Here is a 15600-nt window from a genome sequence, read left to right on the forward strand (position 1 = left end):
TATTGATCCACTGTCTTTGGCCCCGCGTATCTCAGTAAATAACGCATAACGAGGATGGAATGTTCGACGAAACCCCGCGTGTACGCAAGAAAATCGCAGTCATCGGCGCAGGCATTTCAGGCCTCTCTGCAGCTTATTACCTTTCCGAAGACAACGACGTAACCGTGTTCGAGGCCGAGCCCCGGCTGGGTGGTCACGCCCGAACGGTTATGGCTGGAAGGAACGGCGACCAGCCCGTCGACACCGGGTTCATTGTATTCAACTACGTTACCTACCCGCATCTGACGCGCCTGTTCGATGAACTGAACGTTCCCGTCAGCAAAAGCGAGATGAGTTTCGGGGCAACCATCGACAACGGCCGGATCGAGTACGGGCTGAACAACCTGCGAACCTTGACGGCGCAGAAACGTAACCTGACACGCCCTGCCTATTACAAGATGATTGCGGACATTTTGCGCTTTGGAAAAGAAGCACCCGATGCGGCCAAGGATGACGACACCACAATTGGCGAACTGGTTGACCAGTTGCGCCTGGGTCACTGGTTCCGCCACAACTATCTGATGCCAATGTGTGGCGCGATCTGGTCTACACCGGTCGAGTTCGTCGACCAGTTCCCGGCCCGTTCACTGGTTCAGTTTTTCCGTAACCATGCTCTGTTGGCCTCTGGCCGCGCCAATCAGCATCAATGGTACACGGTCACGGGCGGAAGTATCGAATATGTCCGCCGGATTGATGCGGCATTGCGTGCGCGTGGCTGTGAGATCCGTCTGGCCGCACCGGTTGATCACATTCAGCGCAGCGATCTGGGGGTTACAATTCACAGCCATGGTGTCTCGGACCTGTTTGACGAGGTGATACTGGCCACGCATTCGGATCAGTCGCTTGCCATTCTGGGCCAGGGCGCCACTGCATCAGAGAAGGCTGCATTGGGCGCAATCCGGTATCAGCCGAATGTCGCAACGCTTCACTGCGACCCCGCCCAGATGCCGCGTCGGCGCGCCTGCTGGTCCAGCTGGACCTACCGGTCGCAAGCCGGACAGGTAGGCGTGACATACTGGATGAACCGGCTTCAGAACATTCCTGATAGCGATCCTCTGTTCGTTACGCTGAATGCGCCGACCGAAATCGGCGACGACAAGATCTATGATCAGGTGGAATTTGCGCATCCGGTCTTCGACAAGGCCGCCATAAAGGCGCAGACGCAGATTCGAAACATGCAGGGGCAAAACCGGACATGGTTTGCCGGAGCCTACAACCGGCATGGGTTCCATGAAGACGGGATTGCCAGCGCAATGCATGTTGTCGGGTTGATCAAAGGAAACTCGCAAACACCCGGAGCTGAACATGGCGTTCCTCAAGAAGCTGCCATCCCTGTTTCAACCGACGCATAACAGCTGGCGTTCCGCGCTGTTGTCCGTCGCGATGCTTGCCCCCGGCGGGCTGGCGGCGTCTCCGGTCTTTGGTGTTCTGGACAATGCTCAGACGCGCGGCGCGGCGACCTTCCGGTACCTGGGCTTTCCTCTGTATGACGCGCAACTGTTCACGCAAGGAGGGGCGCCGCTCAGCTGGAGCAGAGATTTTGGCCTGGAACTGCGTTATCGGCGGAACCTGACAAAAAAAGCGCTCGTGAACTCGACACTGGATGAAATGAAACGCATCGGGCGCGCCGCGCCGGTTCGGCAACAGCTGGATGGTTGTTTCGACGCCGTCAGCAAAGGCGACACCTTTCTGGCCGTGTCACAGGGCCCGGACAAAGTGAGCTTCTGGCTGAACGGTCGCAAGACATGCACGATGACTTACCCGGGGATCACACGCAGCTTCATGTCCATCTTCGTGGGCGAAAACACGCGCTCCGCCGCTTTCACCCAGTCGCTGTTGGGGAAATGATGCTTTATCCGCGGGTCAGCCTGTATGCGCTGATGCTTGCTGCGGCCGGTATCCCGCTTTATATCCATTTGCCCCGGTTTGCTGCCGTCAATCTGGGCATTGGACTGGCCACGATCGGCACGGTACTTCTGGCGATCCGCCTGATCGATCTGGTGCAGGATCCACTGATCGGCTGGGCCATAGACCGTTGGCCAGGTGCGCAGGTTCTGTTTGCGGCCATGGCCATGGCGGGTCTGGCGGTCGGATTTCCCCTGCTGTTCTCATTACCTCAGGGCGCAAGTGTGGCGGCTTTGGTCGCCATTCTGATCCTGTTGTTTTCAGCCTATAGCCTTGGCACTATCCTGCTTTATGGCCGCAGCGCGACACTTGCCAAACGGCCTGACCCGAAAGAGCTGATGACGCTGGCCGCCTATCGGGAAAGCGGGCAATTGGCCGGAGTGATCCTTGCCGCAGGTGCGCCGGCATTGCTGGCGGCCCTTGGGGCGCAATCGCAAGGATATCCCGCATTTGGACTGTTCCTTGGGATAATGGCTATCCTGTCAATAGTTTTGACATTCCCCATGTGGCGGCGACCGCCGATAACCGGAGAGGGGCTGACATATTCCGGCCTGGGCCAGGCTGGTGCGCTCAGGCTGCTGGTGCTTGCTCTGGTAAACAGCCTGCCTGTGGCAATAACATCCACACTCTTTCTTTTCTTTGTCGAAGACCGGCTGCAACTGCCTGGTAAAGCGGGGCCTCTTTTGATCCTGTTTTTCCTTAGCGCGGGCGCAAGTGTTCCGTTCTGGGCGCGTCTCAGCAACCGAATTGGCCCTAAACAGACTCTGATTATTGCGATGCCTCTGTCAATTGCCAGCTTTGTCGGGGCGGCCCTTCTGGCGACCGGGAACCTCACGGGGTTTGCGTTGATCTGCATGACCTCGGGCGCGGCGCTGGGGGCAGACATGGTGGTCTTGCCCGCCATGTTCTCGGTGGTTCTGACACGTGCCGGGCTGAATGCTTCGGCTGCGTTCGGCATCTGGTCATTCGCTGGGAAACTGGGCCTGGCCTTGGCCGCCTTCTTCACATTGCCCCTGCTTGAACGCAGCGGATTCACCCCCGGACAGGCTAACTCGGCCCAGGCATTGAAAACACTCAACCTGGCTTACGCCGTGCTGCCCTGCATTCTGAAACTTGGCGCGTTTGGATTGGTCCTGACGTTGCCCTCAAAGGAGCCCGTCCAATGAAACTCCTTTCAATTCTCCTGTTTGCCCTGCTTGCCCTGTTGTTTGCACAAAGGCGCTATTTCAGCTTTCGGTCTCAATCACCCGCAGATTATTCCGACACAGGCCCGAAGTTTTCGCTGAAAGAGCAACTGAACGGGGAAATCCTGTCCGAAGGGCTGATCTTTGGGCCAAACGGAAAGATGTCCAACAGCTTTGTCGCGCGCATGGTGGGGGAATGGACCGGAAATTCCGGGACGCTGACCGAGCATTTCACCTATTCCAACGGCAAACAAATTACCCGCAAATGGTACCTGACCCTGGGCACCGGCAACACTTTTACGGCAACCGCAGACGATATTGTCGGAGAAGGAAATGGCGTTATCGCAGGCTCGACCGTCAGGCTTTCCTACCGGATCGTGCTGCCTGAAGACGCCGGCGGGCATATTCTGGACGTCACCGACTGGATGTATCTCACCGAAAACGGCGCGATCATGAACCGGTCCGAGATGCGGAAATTTGGGGTGAAGGTCGTCGAGTTGATAGCGACCATGCGCCCCGCCCCAGCGGTCAAGACCAACCACCTGAACGGTGCACATGGTCGCGACACGACAACCGAGGCGAGGCCAATGCAATGACCTTTCGCCGCTTTCTGGCAGGCTGTATAGCCATTGCCGCGCTTATGATCCTTGCCACCTGTTCCGCCAAGCCAAAGGTTCCCAAGACCTTTCTTTCTGATCGCCAACTGAACCTTGAGGAATTCTTTGACGGTCAGACGGCGGCCTATGGGCAGTTTCAGGATGTTTTGGGCAATGTCTCGCGCCGCTTCACGGTCGATATTGAAGGCAGGTGGACCGGCGAAACACTGACATTGGTCGAAGACTTCACTTATGACGACGGCGCGACCGAGCAGCGCGTCTGGACCCTGACAAAAACAGGTGAGGATACCTGGACCGGAACAGCCCCGGGTGTGCTGGGCACCGCATCTGGCATCGAGCGGGGCGACACATTCAACTGGAAGTACAGCATCGATCTGCCGGTCAAAGACGGCACGATGCGGGCCGATTTCGATGACTGGATGTGGCTGCTGGACGACGACAGGCTTCTCAATCGTGCATACCTGTCACGATTTGGCGTCCGCTTGGGTGAGGTTATCCTGTTCTTCGAAAAGAAGTAGTTCGGGGGTGAGCGGCCACGGTCATGCAACCGCAGCCTGACGCCCCAAACGGCTGGGCACCGCATTCTGTCTGAACACTAGGCCGACTTTTCGGTTTTGTCCTCGACTGGCTCAGCATCCATTTCGATCACGTCCGCGTCGTCACTCGAAACATCCACAACGTCTTGTTCCGGCTCGGATTTATCCTCGAGCGCGCCGACGATCAGAGGCAGCATATGCACCCCTGTGGCACTGGCGATTTCCGGTGTTTGCGGCGTTTGCCAGCTGAGCGTATCAAAGCTGTGACAGTTCTGGCAGACCGGGGCCCACTCAGCCTGAATGTCGTGACAGTTGTCACAGACCCATTGCGGACCACGCGGCGCGTTCAGCGCCTTGGCCAGCCACCCTTGCACCACCGCGTCCGACGAACCCTCGCCCCGCTCAATTGCAGCCATCAGCGTATAGGCCCGGGCATCTGCCTGTTTTTCCACCACATCTCCCAGCGCGCGGCGGGCTTCGGGGAAATCTTCGGCAACGATATTGAGTTCCGCCAGTATCAGCCGGGTTTCCTGATGCTGAGGATGAATGCGGGTCAGTGCCGTAAAGCGCTTGATCCGTTCGGATGGCGTTTCATCCGGCACGATCTCGGCAAAGGCATGCGCCAGATCGGGGTGAGGCTGAACCTCCCAGGCTTTTTTCAGAATCTTGGTTGCCGCCCGGGGCTTGCCCTTGGCGATATAGGCCCGCGTAGCCATTGCAGCGGCCGGAACCAGATCGGGTGACAGCCTGTTGGCTTCTATCGCGTGCTCCTGCTGTTCGAGAGTCGCATCTTCGTCCAGAATATCCTTGGCCTCGGACAGGGCCAGAACTGCATCGCGGCGTTTGAACACATCACGCGGCAGGTGGCCCGCTTTCAGTTTGGCCGTCAAGGTTGAACGCGCGCCAGCCCAATCCTGCGCCTTGGTCTGGAGACCCAGCAGAATATCCTGCGTTTCCTGATGCCTCGGCTTGATCGCCAGCGCCTTTTCGGCCAGCTTGCGCGCGGTTTCATCATCACCTTCGGCAAGTTTCTGTTTCATGATGCCGCGCACACCGACAAAACGGGTCGAGTTGTTCGTAACCAGTTTCTTGTAGGTCTCTGACGCCTTTTTGGTGTCGCCATTCAATTCGGCCGCCTGCGCCACCAGCAGGTTCGTCAGCTCGGGCTTGTTCAACAGTTTTTCGGCCTTTGTGGCCTTGTTCAACGCTATGCGTCCTTCCCCCGAAGCCAGCGCCATCAGGCCGTCAGCCAGCGCCTGATAGCCGCGCTGTTCGCGACTGCGGTCGAAATAGCGCGACAGGGCGGTTTCGTCGCCATTCAGGAATTTCAGCGTCGCAACCAAAAGGCTGAGCAGCTTGAAGAACAGCCAGACACCCAGGACCAGCAGACCCAGCCCAATCACTGATTGAAGCGGCCCTAACGTGTATTCCGTGCCCCCGGCCGTGATCTGAACACCGCCGCTGGTTTCCATAAGGAACCCTGCGCCCATGGCCAGCAGACCGATAATCGCAACAAAAACAAGAATCTTAAACAATGACCACAGCATGGCAGGCCCTTCAGTTCGAGTTTGCGCTTGGTTGAAGCGCATTTGCGGCGGCTACAGCGGCGACCCGTGTCTGAGCCGCCTGTTCCCAGTCTGCCATTGCCGATTGTCCGGCTTCAGGCAGGGATTTGAGTTCATTCAGCGCCGCCGGCAGGTCCCCGCTGGCCAAAGCGGCCTGCGCCCGCGACAGGATCGCGTCCGGGCTGTCCCCATCCTGCGGTGTAACTGACCGGGCGCCGGTCTGGCGCTGCAAAAATGCAATCACACCCGCACCTTTGTCCGCATCACGAGCGTCCGCCAGCGCCGCCCGGGCCGCCGGATCAAACGAGGCCCGCAGGCTGGACAGGCTGTCCACACCCTTGTCCGATGGACCCGACAAGGCGTCAGGCACATCCACGCCGTTGGCTGTCAGTTCGGCCACCAGATCGGCATAAGGCTGACCCGCATCCAGTTGACCCTGCAGGCGCGACACGATCGCTGCGTTGGTCGCAGCCAGTGCTTCGGCCGAAGCTTTCGCCTCAAGCGCCTGTGCGTCGCTTACCATCTTCTCGACCTCGGCGCGCTGTGCGGCCAGGGAATCCTGCAGCTTTTTCAACTCAGCCTCGAAGGCAGCTGATGTTTCCTGAGATGCCCCCTGGGTCAGAGCGTTGCTTTCAAGATCACTCAGGCGGGTGTCCAGAGGAGCAACCTTGCTGCTGAGTGTGTCGACACTGGATTTCAGGGCACCCAGATCCGTTTCGACCGGGGCCAGCTTGTCAGCCAGGGCAGTTACCTGATCGGAAAGACCGGAAACATCCGGGGCGTCTGCAAGAGATTTCGAAAGCTCCGCAATCTGGTCTGACTGTTCGGCCAGTTTCGCCTCAAGCGCGGAAAGGGCGTCTTCTGAACCCGAGCCATTGGTCAGATACCCGCTGCCCACGACATAGCCGACAGCCGCCGCGACCACGCCGCCGATCAGGGCCGGCACGAACCCACTCTTCTTTTCCACAACCCGTTCGACAGTTTTTTCTGCAACCGGCGCAGAGGCGGCTTCGGCTTCGGCTTCGGCTTCGGCTTCGGCTTCGGCTTCGGCTTCGGCTTCGGCTTCGGCTTCGGCTTCGGCTTCGGCTTCGGCTTCGGAAACTACGTCGTTCGGCTGGTCAGCCGCGTCAAGGGGCTTACTATCCGGTTGATCCGTGGCTTCAGTTTCGACGCTGTCGGCAATATCTTCCGACTTAGGGTCTTTCTCCGGCTCCTGATCGGATTTCTTTTTACCAGCCACCGTCACATTCCCCTTATCGATTCCAAAAAAATCCTGAACAACAGACCTGACCAAGTTAATCCGTGCTCTCTTTTCCCTCAACCCGCATCGCGTGTTTCACAAGCTTTTTCACGGCTTTCCGCATTTTCCCGGGCGTCGGTTGTTTCGCAACCTTCAGCCGGGCATAGTCCAATGCATAAAGCGGTTCAGCCGTCGCTTCGCTGATTGCCGCTAGCCATAAAGGGGCAGAACCGGACCAGATATCGGCAAATTGTCGCGCCGAGCGGGGGGAAAACAACGGCGCAATGACCGGATCATCGTTGTGCGCAATTTCCTCGGCCTCGGACGACAGCGGCAGCAGCTTTTGCTGATAGACCAGCTGCTCATGCACGGTCAGGCCGGATTCGGTCAGCCGCTCGGCGATATTGCCCCGGCTGTGTTCGCCCCGAATGTGCAGCAATGGGGTCTGCGGCCTGATTTGCAGCAGATTTCCCATCAATTCCTCTGCCGTCTGCCCCGCCATCCGGGCAGTCCATCCTGCGGACAGGGCCGCGGACGTTGTTGCGGGACCGACGCAAAAGGCGGGAAGGTTCCGCGTTACGCCCAGCGACGCCGCTGCATTGACCCCGTTTGCGGAGGTGAAGATCAACCCGCGCATTCCCTTTGTGTCAACCTGAACGGCAAGCGGCCTGATATCCAGAATCGGGGAGTAAATCACTTGAACCCGCGATCTGACGCGGTTTGGCAACTGCGCAACAAACCTTTCGGATGCGGCATGAGGGCGGGTCATCAACAAATACAACTATCGGCGCCTTCGGCCTTGGGATTGTTTGCGTCCGCGCAGGGTGATACCCCGCTTTGCAATCATGATGCAACGGATCAGGCCAATGGTGCAAACACTTACCGTTCTGGGGCTGGAAAGCAGCTGCGACGATACGGCCGCCGCCGTGGTGCGCCAGACGGAGGGTGCGCGGGCCGAAATCCTGTCCTCTGTCGTGCATGGCCAGACAGAGCTTCACAGTGCCTTTGGCGGCGTCGTGCCGGAGATCGCCGCGCGGGCCCATGCTGAAAAGCTGGATGTTTGCGTGGCGCAGGCCCTGAACGAGTCCGGCCTGAACCTTCGCGATATGGACGCGATTGCGGTGACCGCCGGCCCGGGACTGATTGGCGGGGTAATCTCGGGTGTCATGTGCGCCAAGGGGTTGAGTGCCGCAACCGGCATACCCCTGATTGGGGTCAACCACCTTGCCGGGCATGCCCTGACACCGCGCCTGACGGACAGCATTGCATTTCCCTACCTGATGCTGCTGGTGTCGGGCGGGCATTGCCAATATTTGATCGCCCATGGCCCTGACCAATTCACCCGTTTGGGCGGCACGATCGATGACGCACCAGGGGAAGCGTTCGACAAGACCGCCCGATTGCTGGGACTGCCGCAACCCGGCGGCCCCTCGGTCGAGGCTGAAGCCCGTATGGGCAACCCGGACCGGTTCCGCTTTCCCCGGCCCTTGCTGGATCGTCCGGGCTGTGATCTGTCATTCTCGGGCCTGAAAACTGCATTGATGCGCATGCGGGACCAGATCGTAAGTGAAAAAGGCGGCCTGACCCGTCAGGATCGCGCCGACCTGTGCGCGGGCTTCCAACAGGCCGTCGTCGATACTCTGGCGGAAAAGACCCGTCGGGCGATTACCCACTATCTCGGCGAAAAGCCATCTGAACCTGTAATTGCAGTGGCAGGGGGTGTGGCGGCCAACAGGGCAATTCGAGCAGCGTTAGAAACTGTTTCCGCGGAAACCGGCGCCCGGTTCACGGCACCCCCAATGAACCTGTGCACGGACAACGCGGCCATGATCGCCTATGCCGGGCTGGAACGGTTCCGCAGTGGCGCACTTGACGGAATGGACCTGACCGCCCGCCCGCGGTGGCCATTGGACCAAACCAGCCCGGCCATGCTGGGAAGTGGCAAGAAGGGCGCCAAAGCATGAGCGTTTCGGTCCTAGGCTCCGGCGCGTTTGGTACAGCGCTGGCCGTGTCACTTGCCGGGAATGGGCCTGTGACGCTGTGGTCGCACTCGCAGGATCAGGCGCGGGCCATGCAGGACGGGCGCGAGAACGCGAAACGCCTTCCCGGCATTCAGCTCGGCCCGAATATCGCCGTGACGTCGGATATCAAAGTCGCTGCCGGCAACGATGTTCTGTTGCTGGCCGTACCCATGCAGCAGCTTCGCGCAGTCATCACGGAACATGCACCTTTGTTGCGGCACAAGACGCTTGTGGCCTGCTGCAAGGGGATTGAACTGACAACCGGGCTTGGACCGGTTTCGGTCACCCGCCAGACCGCCCGCGATGCAAGACCCGCTTTGCTGACCGGTCCCAGCTTCGCCGACGACATCGCGCGCGGCTTGCCCACTGCGCTGACACTGGCCTGCGATGAGGATGAATCGGGCCAGCACCTGCAACACGCGCTTACAACGACCAACCTGCGCCTGTATCGGACAACTGATCTGATCGGCGCCGAATTGGGTGGGGCGCTAAAGAACGTGATGGCCATCGGTTGCGGGGCCTGTATCGGCGCCGGTCTTGGCGACAGTGCTCGCGCGGCGCTGATGACACGGGGGTTCGCGGAAATGCAGCGCTTCGCGGCCATGCGCGGCGCACGGCCCGAGACCTTGATGGGCCTGTCGGGATTGGGGGATCTGGTCCTGACATGTTCATCCGAGTTGTCGCGAAACTATCGTTTTGGCCTTAGTTTGGGTCGAAACGAAAGTTTCGACCCCGGAACAACAGTGGAAGGTGTGGCCACCGCAAAAGCCATGTCCGACATTGCCCGGGCCGAGGGGCTGGACATGCCCATCAGTACAACAGTGGCGGAACTCAGCCATGGTGAATACAGTGTAACCAAGGCGATTCAATCGCTGCTCAATCGCCCTTTGAAGGAGGAATAATATGCTGATCGCTCTGATCGCCCGCGACAAGGACGGGGCGCTGCAAACGCGGCTGGACAATCGTACTGCGCACCTGGCCTATATCGAAGAAACCGGCGTTGTGGCACAGGCCGGTCCGCTTCTGAACGGCGACGCGATGATTGGTTCGCTGATCATTCTGGAAGTTGAAGATCTGGCGGCCGCGCAAAGCTGGGCCGACAACGACCCCTATGCCAAAGCCGGGTTGTTCAAATCGGTCGAACTGGTTCCCTGGAAGAAGGTCATTGGCTGATGGCGTATTGGCTGTTCAAATCCGAACCTTCCACCTGGAGCTGGGATCAACAGGTCGCCAAGGGCGAGACGGGCGAGGAATGGGACGGCGTGCGCAACTACCAGGCCCGCAATTTCATGCGTCAGATGGCCTTAGGCGATCGCGGCTTTTTCTATCATTCACAGAAGGAAAAGGCCATTGTCGGCATCGTCGAAGTCTGTGCCGAGGCGCACCCCGATAGCACGACGGATGACGACCGGTGGGAATGCGTAGATATCAAAACCGTTCGCCCTTTCGAGACTGCAGTCACTCTGGAACGGATCAAGTCGGATGAGCGTCTGGCCGAAATGGTTTTGGTCAAAAACTCCCGACTTTCCGTGCAACCGGTCACGGAATCGGAATGGGACGCCATTTGCGCGTTGGGGCAAACCCGCCCTGATTGAAACGCGTCTTGGGCCTAAACCTTCTCAAGCGACCTCTAAAATGCTATAACCCAATGGAATTCGCCTGTTGGGGGCATCTCGGTTGTGGTTTTGGCGATACCTTAATTTCTGGTGTTGTTTGTTCATAGTTTGATCTTGTTCGAAAGTCTGAGCCCATGTCTGACGCCAGAGGCAGTACTGGGAAGTCCAGGCCGCGAAACCCAAAAAATTGGGAGGCGCGACTTGAAGAGGCGCGAAAGCAGCGGCGAAAGGCGCTGGCGCGTACGAATGGGTCAGCCCCCGGGAATGGCGTAGCCAAAATTCCAGCTGTCGCACGATCAAAGGATACTGTGCAGGCGATCCCGGAACCTGCGCCCGATCCAGCGGTTCCTGAACCTGTTCATCCTGAAATTCGACCAAATAAGAAACGCAATCGCGGCACGACAAGGCTCCTGCTTGTTGTGCTTATCGCAATGACATGCGGCGCGGCCCTGCAATGGGGCGGCGCCAAGGTCACCACCAAATGGTCTCAGGCCGCTGAAGATGAAGCCATTCTGGACGCGGCGCTGGGCGATCCTGAACTACCTGCTGAGGTTGCTGCCCGCGAGAATGAGCCTCCGGTCAGGATTGCCGCACCGGACACTATTGCAACTGAACCGCCGGCCTCCCGAAAAAAGGTGTACCCGCGAAGCCAAGTGGCCAGCATCAACCTTCCCGGGGCGGAACTGATGCCCCTTCAACGAGGGAGCCCTGCCTTTTCCAACAGTGTTGCACAGCCGGATCCCAAGTTGTCTGCCCTGTCTGAAGAAGCGCAAAGCGTGCCTGCGCCTCAGGAAGACCAGAGTCCCCCGACCGATCAAGTCGAAGCAGTCGTGGTCGAAACCCCGGTCGTCGAAGACGCCATTGTAGATGCCGCAGTTATCCAAGACGCAGTTGTTGAAGACCCAGTGGTTCAAGATGCAGTTGCAGAAGATGCAGCAGCCCCAGACGCAGTTATCGATGATGCGGAAGTCGCAAAAGCAGAGGTTGAAAACCTGCCCGATGAACCGCAGGTCAGCTTGGTGGCGTTGAACCCTGATCCGCCAGTCAGCACGATTGCCGAGCCTGCATTGCCCGATGAAGTACTGCCTGATTCAAGACCTGAACTGGATATCGAGGTCGCGCTGATTGTGCCGACCCGAGTGTCAGAGGATGCGCGAAACGTGGCGCTGAAAGTTCTGGCCGACGGTGAAGCCAATGTGGTGGCGTCAGCCCGGGTGGGATATTCGGTCAAGGAAACCCAGGTTCGGTTCTATCACCCGAACGATGCGGAAATGGCGGCACTGACTGCGAAAGCCCTGGGAGCAATTTCCCGAGACTTTACGGATTCCAACGTGAAAACCAGGCCCGGCCGCATTGAGGTGTATCTGGCTGGACGTGGCGGCGGCAGCAGCAAAAGCGACGGCGACGAAAAACAAACCAGATTTGACCAGTTCATCGCCCGTCTGTTAGGCGGCGCAAACTGAAATATGCGGGAAGGTTCCGACGATGCAGAACCTTCCCTACCCCACGTGCTCCCAACTCACCACACGTGTATAGAATTCTTGGCTCTGACCGTCCTGGTCCTGAACTGAACCTACCCGGTTTCTTGCAGGTCGTTCAACAATCAAGTGTTTAGAATATAAGTAAAACTATGCACACCCGCCGTAAGATCAGCGGGTGTCGATTCCCGTTCAGGCGCAATCAGATTCGGAATCCGGGATCAGCCGTAGACCGACTCTTTGCCGAAATGCTTGGTCAGCATGTAATAGACGACAGCACGGTATTTGTTGCGCTCGGACATGCCATAGGTTTCCATGGCCTTGTTGATCGCTTCCATCAGTTCCGGACCATCGGGCAGGCCAAGTTTCTTGATCAGGAAATTGTTTTTGACTGTTTCCAGCTCGCTTTCCTGGCTGGCAGCCACGGTCGCGGCGTCTGCGTCATAAATGGCGGGACCACATCCAATCGTAACCTTGGTCAGCAGGTCCATGTCCGGGTCCATGCCGCATTTGGATTTCAGGTCATCGGCATACTTGGCGATCAGGTCGTCGCGTTTTCCCATTTTCGTCTCCTGTTAGATGTTCATGTCCTGTCCGTTCAGCACAGCACATACGGTAGCGGGCGTGGAGATTTGCACAAAGGGAAAAAAACCGCGCTTTCCCCCCTAAGGTAAACGCCATTGGATGAGCAGGGGTTGATCGAAATGCAGCTTTAATTTAACATATATGTTAAATAATGAAAGCGGAGGTAACAATGACCGTATCCCTGCCAAACGAAAGTCCCGAATATCGCAATGCCAGGAATGCTTTGTTGATGGCTGAAACCGAGCTAAGAGCGCAAATCGAATCCGTCGCAGCCATGCGTCGCAGCCTGCCAAAAGGCGGGCAAGTACCAGACGACTATGCGTTCAGGTCGCTGGACGGTGAAGCCGCGAAGATGTCTTCATTGTTTGGGGAACATGACACACTTGCCATCTATTCTCTGATGTACGGGCCGAATGCCACCAGCCCTTGCCCGATGTGTTCGGCATTTCTGGATGGGCTGAACGGGCAAGTCACCCATATCCGAAGGAAAATATCGATTCTGGTCGTAGCCGAGAATACGCCTCAGAAGCTGGCAGCGTTAAAGACGCAGATGGGCTGGAATGACCTGCCCTTGTTTTCAGCGCTTGGTACGGGATACCAGCGTGACTATCTGGCTGAAACGGAAGACGGTAATCAACTGCCGATCCTGAACGTGTTTCAACGGGATCAGGACGGAATTCATCATTTTTGGGGATCCGAGCTGTTCTTTGAGCCCAGCGACTGGCATCCGCGGCACATAGATGCGGCATGGCCGCTTTGGAACATCCTGGATTTCACACCGCAGGGTCGCGGAGATTTCATGCCGCCACTACGCTGAAACAAAAGACGGCGGCCGGATCGACCGCCGTTTTCCTGAGTTTCGCCGCAATCAGTAGCGGTAATGCTCGGGCTTGTAGGGGCCTTCCGGCTTTACGCCGATATACGCCGCCTGCTCGCTGTCCATCTGGGTCAGCTTCACACCGATCCGGTCCAGATGCAGGCGCGCAACTTTCTCGTCCAGATGCTTGGGCAGGATGTAGACTTCGTTTTTGTATTGGTCACCCTTGGTGAACAGTTCGATCTGCGCCAGAACCTGGTTGGTGAACGAGGCCGACATCACGAAAGACGGGTGGCCGGTGGCGTTGCCGAGGTTCAGCAGGCGACCTTCGGACAGCAGGATGAGACGGTTGCCCGAGGGCATCTCGATCATGTCCACCTGTTCTTTGATGTTGGTCCACTTGTGGTTTTTCAGGCTGGCCACCTGAATTTCGTTGTCGAAGTGGCCGATGTTGCCGACGATGGCCATGTCCTTCATCTCGCGCATATGCTCGATGCGGATCACGTCCTTGTTGCCGGTGGTGGTGATGAAGATATCTGCCGATGCAACTTCGTCTTCCAGCAGGGTCACTTCAAACCCGTCCATGGCGGCCTGCAGCGCGCAGATCGGATCAACTTCGGTGACTTTCACTCGGGCGCCTGCACCGCGCAGCGAAGCCGCCGAACCTTTGCCTACGTCGCCATATCCGCAGACCACGGCGACCTTGCCGGCCATCATGGTGTCGGTGGCGCGGCGAATGCCGTCGACCAGCGATTCCTTGCAGCCATATTTGTTGTCGAACTTCGACTTGGTGACCGAGTCGTTCACGTTGATCGCCGGGAACGGCAGATGGCCGTCTTTCACCAGCTGATACAGGCGATTCACGCCGGTGGTGGTTTCTTCGGACACGCCCTGGATCTGGTCGCGCATCTTGGTAAACCAGCCCGGGCTTGCGGCCATGCGCTTGGCGATCTGCTTCTTGATCACCTCTTCCTCTTCGGAAGACGGCACAGGGATGATGTCCTCACCTGCTTCGGCACGGGCACCCAGCAGGATGTACAGCGTCGCATCGCCGCCATCGTCCAGGATCATGTTGGGGCCATCTTCGAACAGGAAGGATTTGTCCAGATAATCCCAGTGCTCTTCCAGTGTCTGCCCCTTGATGGCGAAGACGGGTATACCCGCCTCGGCAATCGCGGCGGCTGCGTGATCCTGGGTCGAGAAGATGTTGCACGATGCCCAGCGCACATCGGCGCCCAGCGCAACCAACGTTTCGATCAAAACGCCGGTCTGAATGGTCATGTGCAGCGAACCGACAATGCGCGCACCGTTCAGCGGCTTGGCTTCGCCATATTCCGCACGCAAGGCCATCAGGCCCGGCATCTCGGTTTCGGCAATATCCAGCTCCTTGCGGCCAAACCCGGCCAATGAAATGTCTTTGACGATATAGTCCCCGGCCATCAGGTACTCCACTCCGGTAAATCACGAACCGGAGTGCCCTAGCATTCCTTTATGCAGGTGGCAACTTGGATAGCCGGAAACAGGGAGTTATGCCGTCAAAATCAGCTTGGCGTACCCTCAGGCTTGATAATCGGGATCGCCTCGAAGAAATCTGTGCCAACGGCGACAATACAGGTAATGCCATTGGCCTGTGTCACCAGAACGGTATAGCTGCCTGTTTCCTTTGAGGTCCAGACCTCCATGACCGATTGCGCACCGCGCGATTTCTGCAAACCGCCAAAGGCGAGTTCCTCGGCATATTTGTCCTGCAGATTGGAAATCACGTGTTCGCGCACTGCGCAGCTTTGGGCCAACACCGGCGGCGCTGTCGCGGCCATGCCGAATGTCAGGGCTATTGAGAACAATCGCTTGAACATGACAAGCTCCTTTCGTTACGGGTTTCGCTACGAGAGGGGCACACCGGGAGGAGCGCGTGCCCCCCTCAGTTCTTTATGTCGGGATTGACTGTCATTCCTTCAAAGCACGAATGCTCAAGAAAACGTTGGCAGCCAGTGATC

Annotated in this window: 17 protein-coding genes; 11 read left to right on the top strand and 6 right to left on the bottom strand. The window is 58.1% G+C overall.

From position 1 onward, the window contains the following. Positions 1–59: 59 nt before the first annotated feature. Genes ACR0MI_RS04710 through ACR0MI_RS04730 form a run of 5 tightly spaced genes read left to right on the top strand, consistent with a single transcriptional unit; the run spans position 60 to position 4263 of the window. Entirely contained in the window at positions 60–1391 is a 1332-nt protein-coding gene (locus ACR0MI_RS04710; protein ID WP_170612858.1) for an FAD-dependent oxidoreductase, read from the top strand. Beyond that, on the top strand, positions 1345–1887 hold the full coding sequence (locus tag ACR0MI_RS04715; RefSeq protein WP_170612856.1) for a hypothetical protein: 543 nt from the start codon (positions 1345–1347) through the stop codon (positions 1885–1887). The genes ACR0MI_RS04710 and ACR0MI_RS04715 overlap by 47 nt, the downstream gene beginning before the upstream one ends. Beyond that, on the top strand, positions 1887–3110 hold the full coding sequence (locus ACR0MI_RS04720; protein WP_170612854.1) for an MFS transporter: 1224 nt from the start codon (positions 1887–1889) through the stop codon (positions 3108–3110). The genes ACR0MI_RS04715 and ACR0MI_RS04720 overlap by 1 nt, the downstream gene beginning before the upstream one ends. Then, the gene (locus ACR0MI_RS04725) at positions 3107–3724 is read left to right on the top strand and encodes a DUF3833 family protein (RefSeq protein WP_170612852.1); all 618 of its coding nucleotides are present in this window, start codon (positions 3107–3109) and stop codon (positions 3722–3724) included. Before ACR0MI_RS04720 ends, ACR0MI_RS04725 begins: the two co-directional genes overlap by 4 nt. Then, positions 3721–4263: a DUF3833 family protein gene (locus tag ACR0MI_RS04730; RefSeq protein ID WP_170619068.1), complete on the top strand. Its 543-nt coding sequence runs from the start codon at positions 3721–3723 to the stop codon at positions 4261–4263. Before ACR0MI_RS04725 ends, ACR0MI_RS04730 begins: the two co-directional genes overlap by 4 nt. Before the next feature lie 77 nt (positions 4264–4340). Here the strand turns inward: ACR0MI_RS04730 and ACR0MI_RS04735 are convergent, their stop codons facing one another. Genes ACR0MI_RS04735 through ACR0MI_RS04745 form a run of 3 tightly spaced genes read right to left on the bottom strand, consistent with a single transcriptional unit; the run spans position 4341 to position 7783 of the window. Then, entirely contained in the window at positions 4341–5828 is a 1488-nt protein-coding gene (locus ACR0MI_RS04735; RefSeq protein WP_170612848.1) for a heme biosynthesis HemY N-terminal domain-containing protein, read from the bottom strand. Positions 5829–5838: 10 nt separating this feature from the next. Next, entirely contained in the window at positions 5839–7086 is a 1248-nt protein-coding gene (locus ACR0MI_RS04740) for a COG4223 family protein (protein ID WP_480440977.1), read from the bottom strand. Positions 7087–7141: 55 nt separating this feature from the next. After that, complete coding sequence (locus tag ACR0MI_RS04745; RefSeq protein WP_480440975.1) at positions 7142–7783, bottom strand: uroporphyrinogen-III synthase; 642 nt, start codon at positions 7781–7783, stop codon at positions 7142–7144. Between the two features lie 169 nt (positions 7784–7952). Between ACR0MI_RS04745 and tsaD the strand changes: the two genes are divergently transcribed. From tsaD to ACR0MI_RS04770, 5 genes are all read left to right on the top strand, one after another. Beyond that, a complete protein-coding gene (tsaD, locus tag ACR0MI_RS04750) occupies positions 7953–9050 on the top strand; it encodes a tRNA (adenosine(37)-N6)-threonylcarbamoyltransferase complex transferase subunit TsaD (protein ID WP_170612842.1) in 1098 nt (365 codons plus the stop codon). Further along, a complete protein-coding gene (locus ACR0MI_RS04755) occupies positions 9047–10009 on the top strand; it encodes an NAD(P)H-dependent glycerol-3-phosphate dehydrogenase (protein WP_170612839.1) in 963 nt (320 codons plus the stop codon). Before tsaD ends, ACR0MI_RS04755 begins: the two co-directional genes overlap by 4 nt. A gap of 1 nt (position 10010) precedes the next feature. Continuing rightward, positions 10011–10280, top strand: coding sequence for a YciI family protein (locus ACR0MI_RS04760; protein ID WP_170612837.1), 270 nt, complete (start codon positions 10011–10013; stop codon positions 10278–10280). Then, positions 10280–10702, top strand: coding sequence for an EVE domain-containing protein (locus ACR0MI_RS04765; RefSeq protein WP_170612835.1), 423 nt, complete (start codon positions 10280–10282; stop codon positions 10700–10702). The genes ACR0MI_RS04760 and ACR0MI_RS04765 overlap by 1 nt, the downstream gene beginning before the upstream one ends. Before the next feature lie 440 nt (positions 10703–11142). Beyond that, complete coding sequence (locus ACR0MI_RS04770; protein ID WP_170612833.1) at positions 11143–12186, top strand: ribonuclease E domain-containing protein; 1044 nt, start codon at positions 11143–11145, stop codon at positions 12184–12186. A gap of 236 nt (positions 12187–12422) precedes the next feature. Here ACR0MI_RS04770 and ACR0MI_RS04775 read toward each other — a convergent pair whose 3' ends face one another. Then, positions 12423–12764 (bottom strand): DUF2853 family protein, encoded by a 342-nt coding sequence (locus tag ACR0MI_RS04775; protein WP_170612831.1) that lies wholly within the window; start codon positions 12762–12764, stop codon positions 12423–12425. 191 nt (positions 12765–12955) lie between these two features. On the opposite strand from ACR0MI_RS04775, the gene ACR0MI_RS04780 reads away from it, so the two are divergent. Next, the gene (locus tag ACR0MI_RS04780) at positions 12956–13603 is read left to right on the top strand and encodes a DUF899 family protein (protein WP_170612829.1); all 648 of its coding nucleotides are present in this window, start codon (positions 12956–12958) and stop codon (positions 13601–13603) included. Positions 13604–13654: 51 nt separating this feature from the next. Here ACR0MI_RS04780 and ahcY read toward each other — a convergent pair whose 3' ends face one another. Then, positions 13655–15043, bottom strand: a complete 1389-nt coding sequence (gene ahcY / locus ACR0MI_RS04785) for an adenosylhomocysteinase (RefSeq protein ID WP_170612827.1) — start codon at positions 15041–15043, stop codon at positions 13655–13657. 101 nt (positions 15044–15144) lie between these two features. After that, positions 15145–15459, bottom strand: a complete 315-nt coding sequence (locus ACR0MI_RS04790) for a hypothetical protein (protein WP_170612824.1) — start codon at positions 15457–15459, stop codon at positions 15145–15147. Positions 15460–15600 lie beyond the last annotated feature (141 nt).

The organism is Ruegeria sp. D4, from assembly GCF_056534475.1.

Coding starts and splice junctions, on each gene's coding strand:
- ACR0MI_RS04710 (WP_170612858.1), top strand. CDS start 60: ATGTTCGACGAAACCCCGCGTGTACGCAAGAAAATCGCAGTCATCGGC.
- ACR0MI_RS04715 (WP_170612856.1), top strand. CDS start 1,345: ATGGCGTTCCTCAAGAAGCTGCCATCCCTGTTTCAACCGACGCATAAC.
- ACR0MI_RS04720 (WP_170612854.1), top strand. CDS start 1,887: ATGCTTTATCCGCGGGTCAGCCTGTATGCGCTGATGCTTGCTGCGGCC.
- ACR0MI_RS04725 (WP_170612852.1), top strand. CDS start 3,107: ATGAAACTCCTTTCAATTCTCCTGTTTGCCCTGCTTGCCCTGTTGTTT.
- ACR0MI_RS04730 (WP_170619068.1), top strand. CDS start 3,721: ATGACCTTTCGCCGCTTTCTGGCAGGCTGTATAGCCATTGCCGCGCTT.
- ACR0MI_RS04735 (WP_170612848.1), bottom strand. CDS start 5,828: ATGCTGTGGTCATTGTTTAAGATTCTTGTTTTTGTTGCGATTATCGGT.
- tsaD (WP_170612842.1), top strand. CDS start 7,953: ATGGTGCAAACACTTACCGTTCTGGGGCTGGAAAGCAGCTGCGACGAT.
- ACR0MI_RS04755 (WP_170612839.1), top strand. CDS start 9,047: ATGAGCGTTTCGGTCCTAGGCTCCGGCGCGTTTGGTACAGCGCTGGCC.
- ACR0MI_RS04760 (WP_170612837.1), top strand. CDS start 10,011: ATGCTGATCGCTCTGATCGCCCGCGACAAGGACGGGGCGCTGCAAACG.
- ACR0MI_RS04765 (WP_170612835.1), top strand. CDS start 10,280: ATGGCGTATTGGCTGTTCAAATCCGAACCTTCCACCTGGAGCTGGGAT.
- ACR0MI_RS04775 (WP_170612831.1), bottom strand. CDS start 12,764: ATGGGAAAACGCGACGACCTGATCGCCAAGTATGCCGATGACCTGAAA.
- ACR0MI_RS04780 (WP_170612829.1), top strand. CDS start 12,956: ATGACCGTATCCCTGCCAAACGAAAGTCCCGAATATCGCAATGCCAGG.
- ahcY (WP_170612827.1), bottom strand. CDS start 15,043: ATGGCCGGGGACTATATCGTCAAAGACATTTCATTGGCCGGGTTTGGC.
- ACR0MI_RS04790 (WP_170612824.1), bottom strand. CDS start 15,459: ATGTTCAAGCGATTGTTCTCAATAGCCCTGACATTCGGCATGGCCGCG.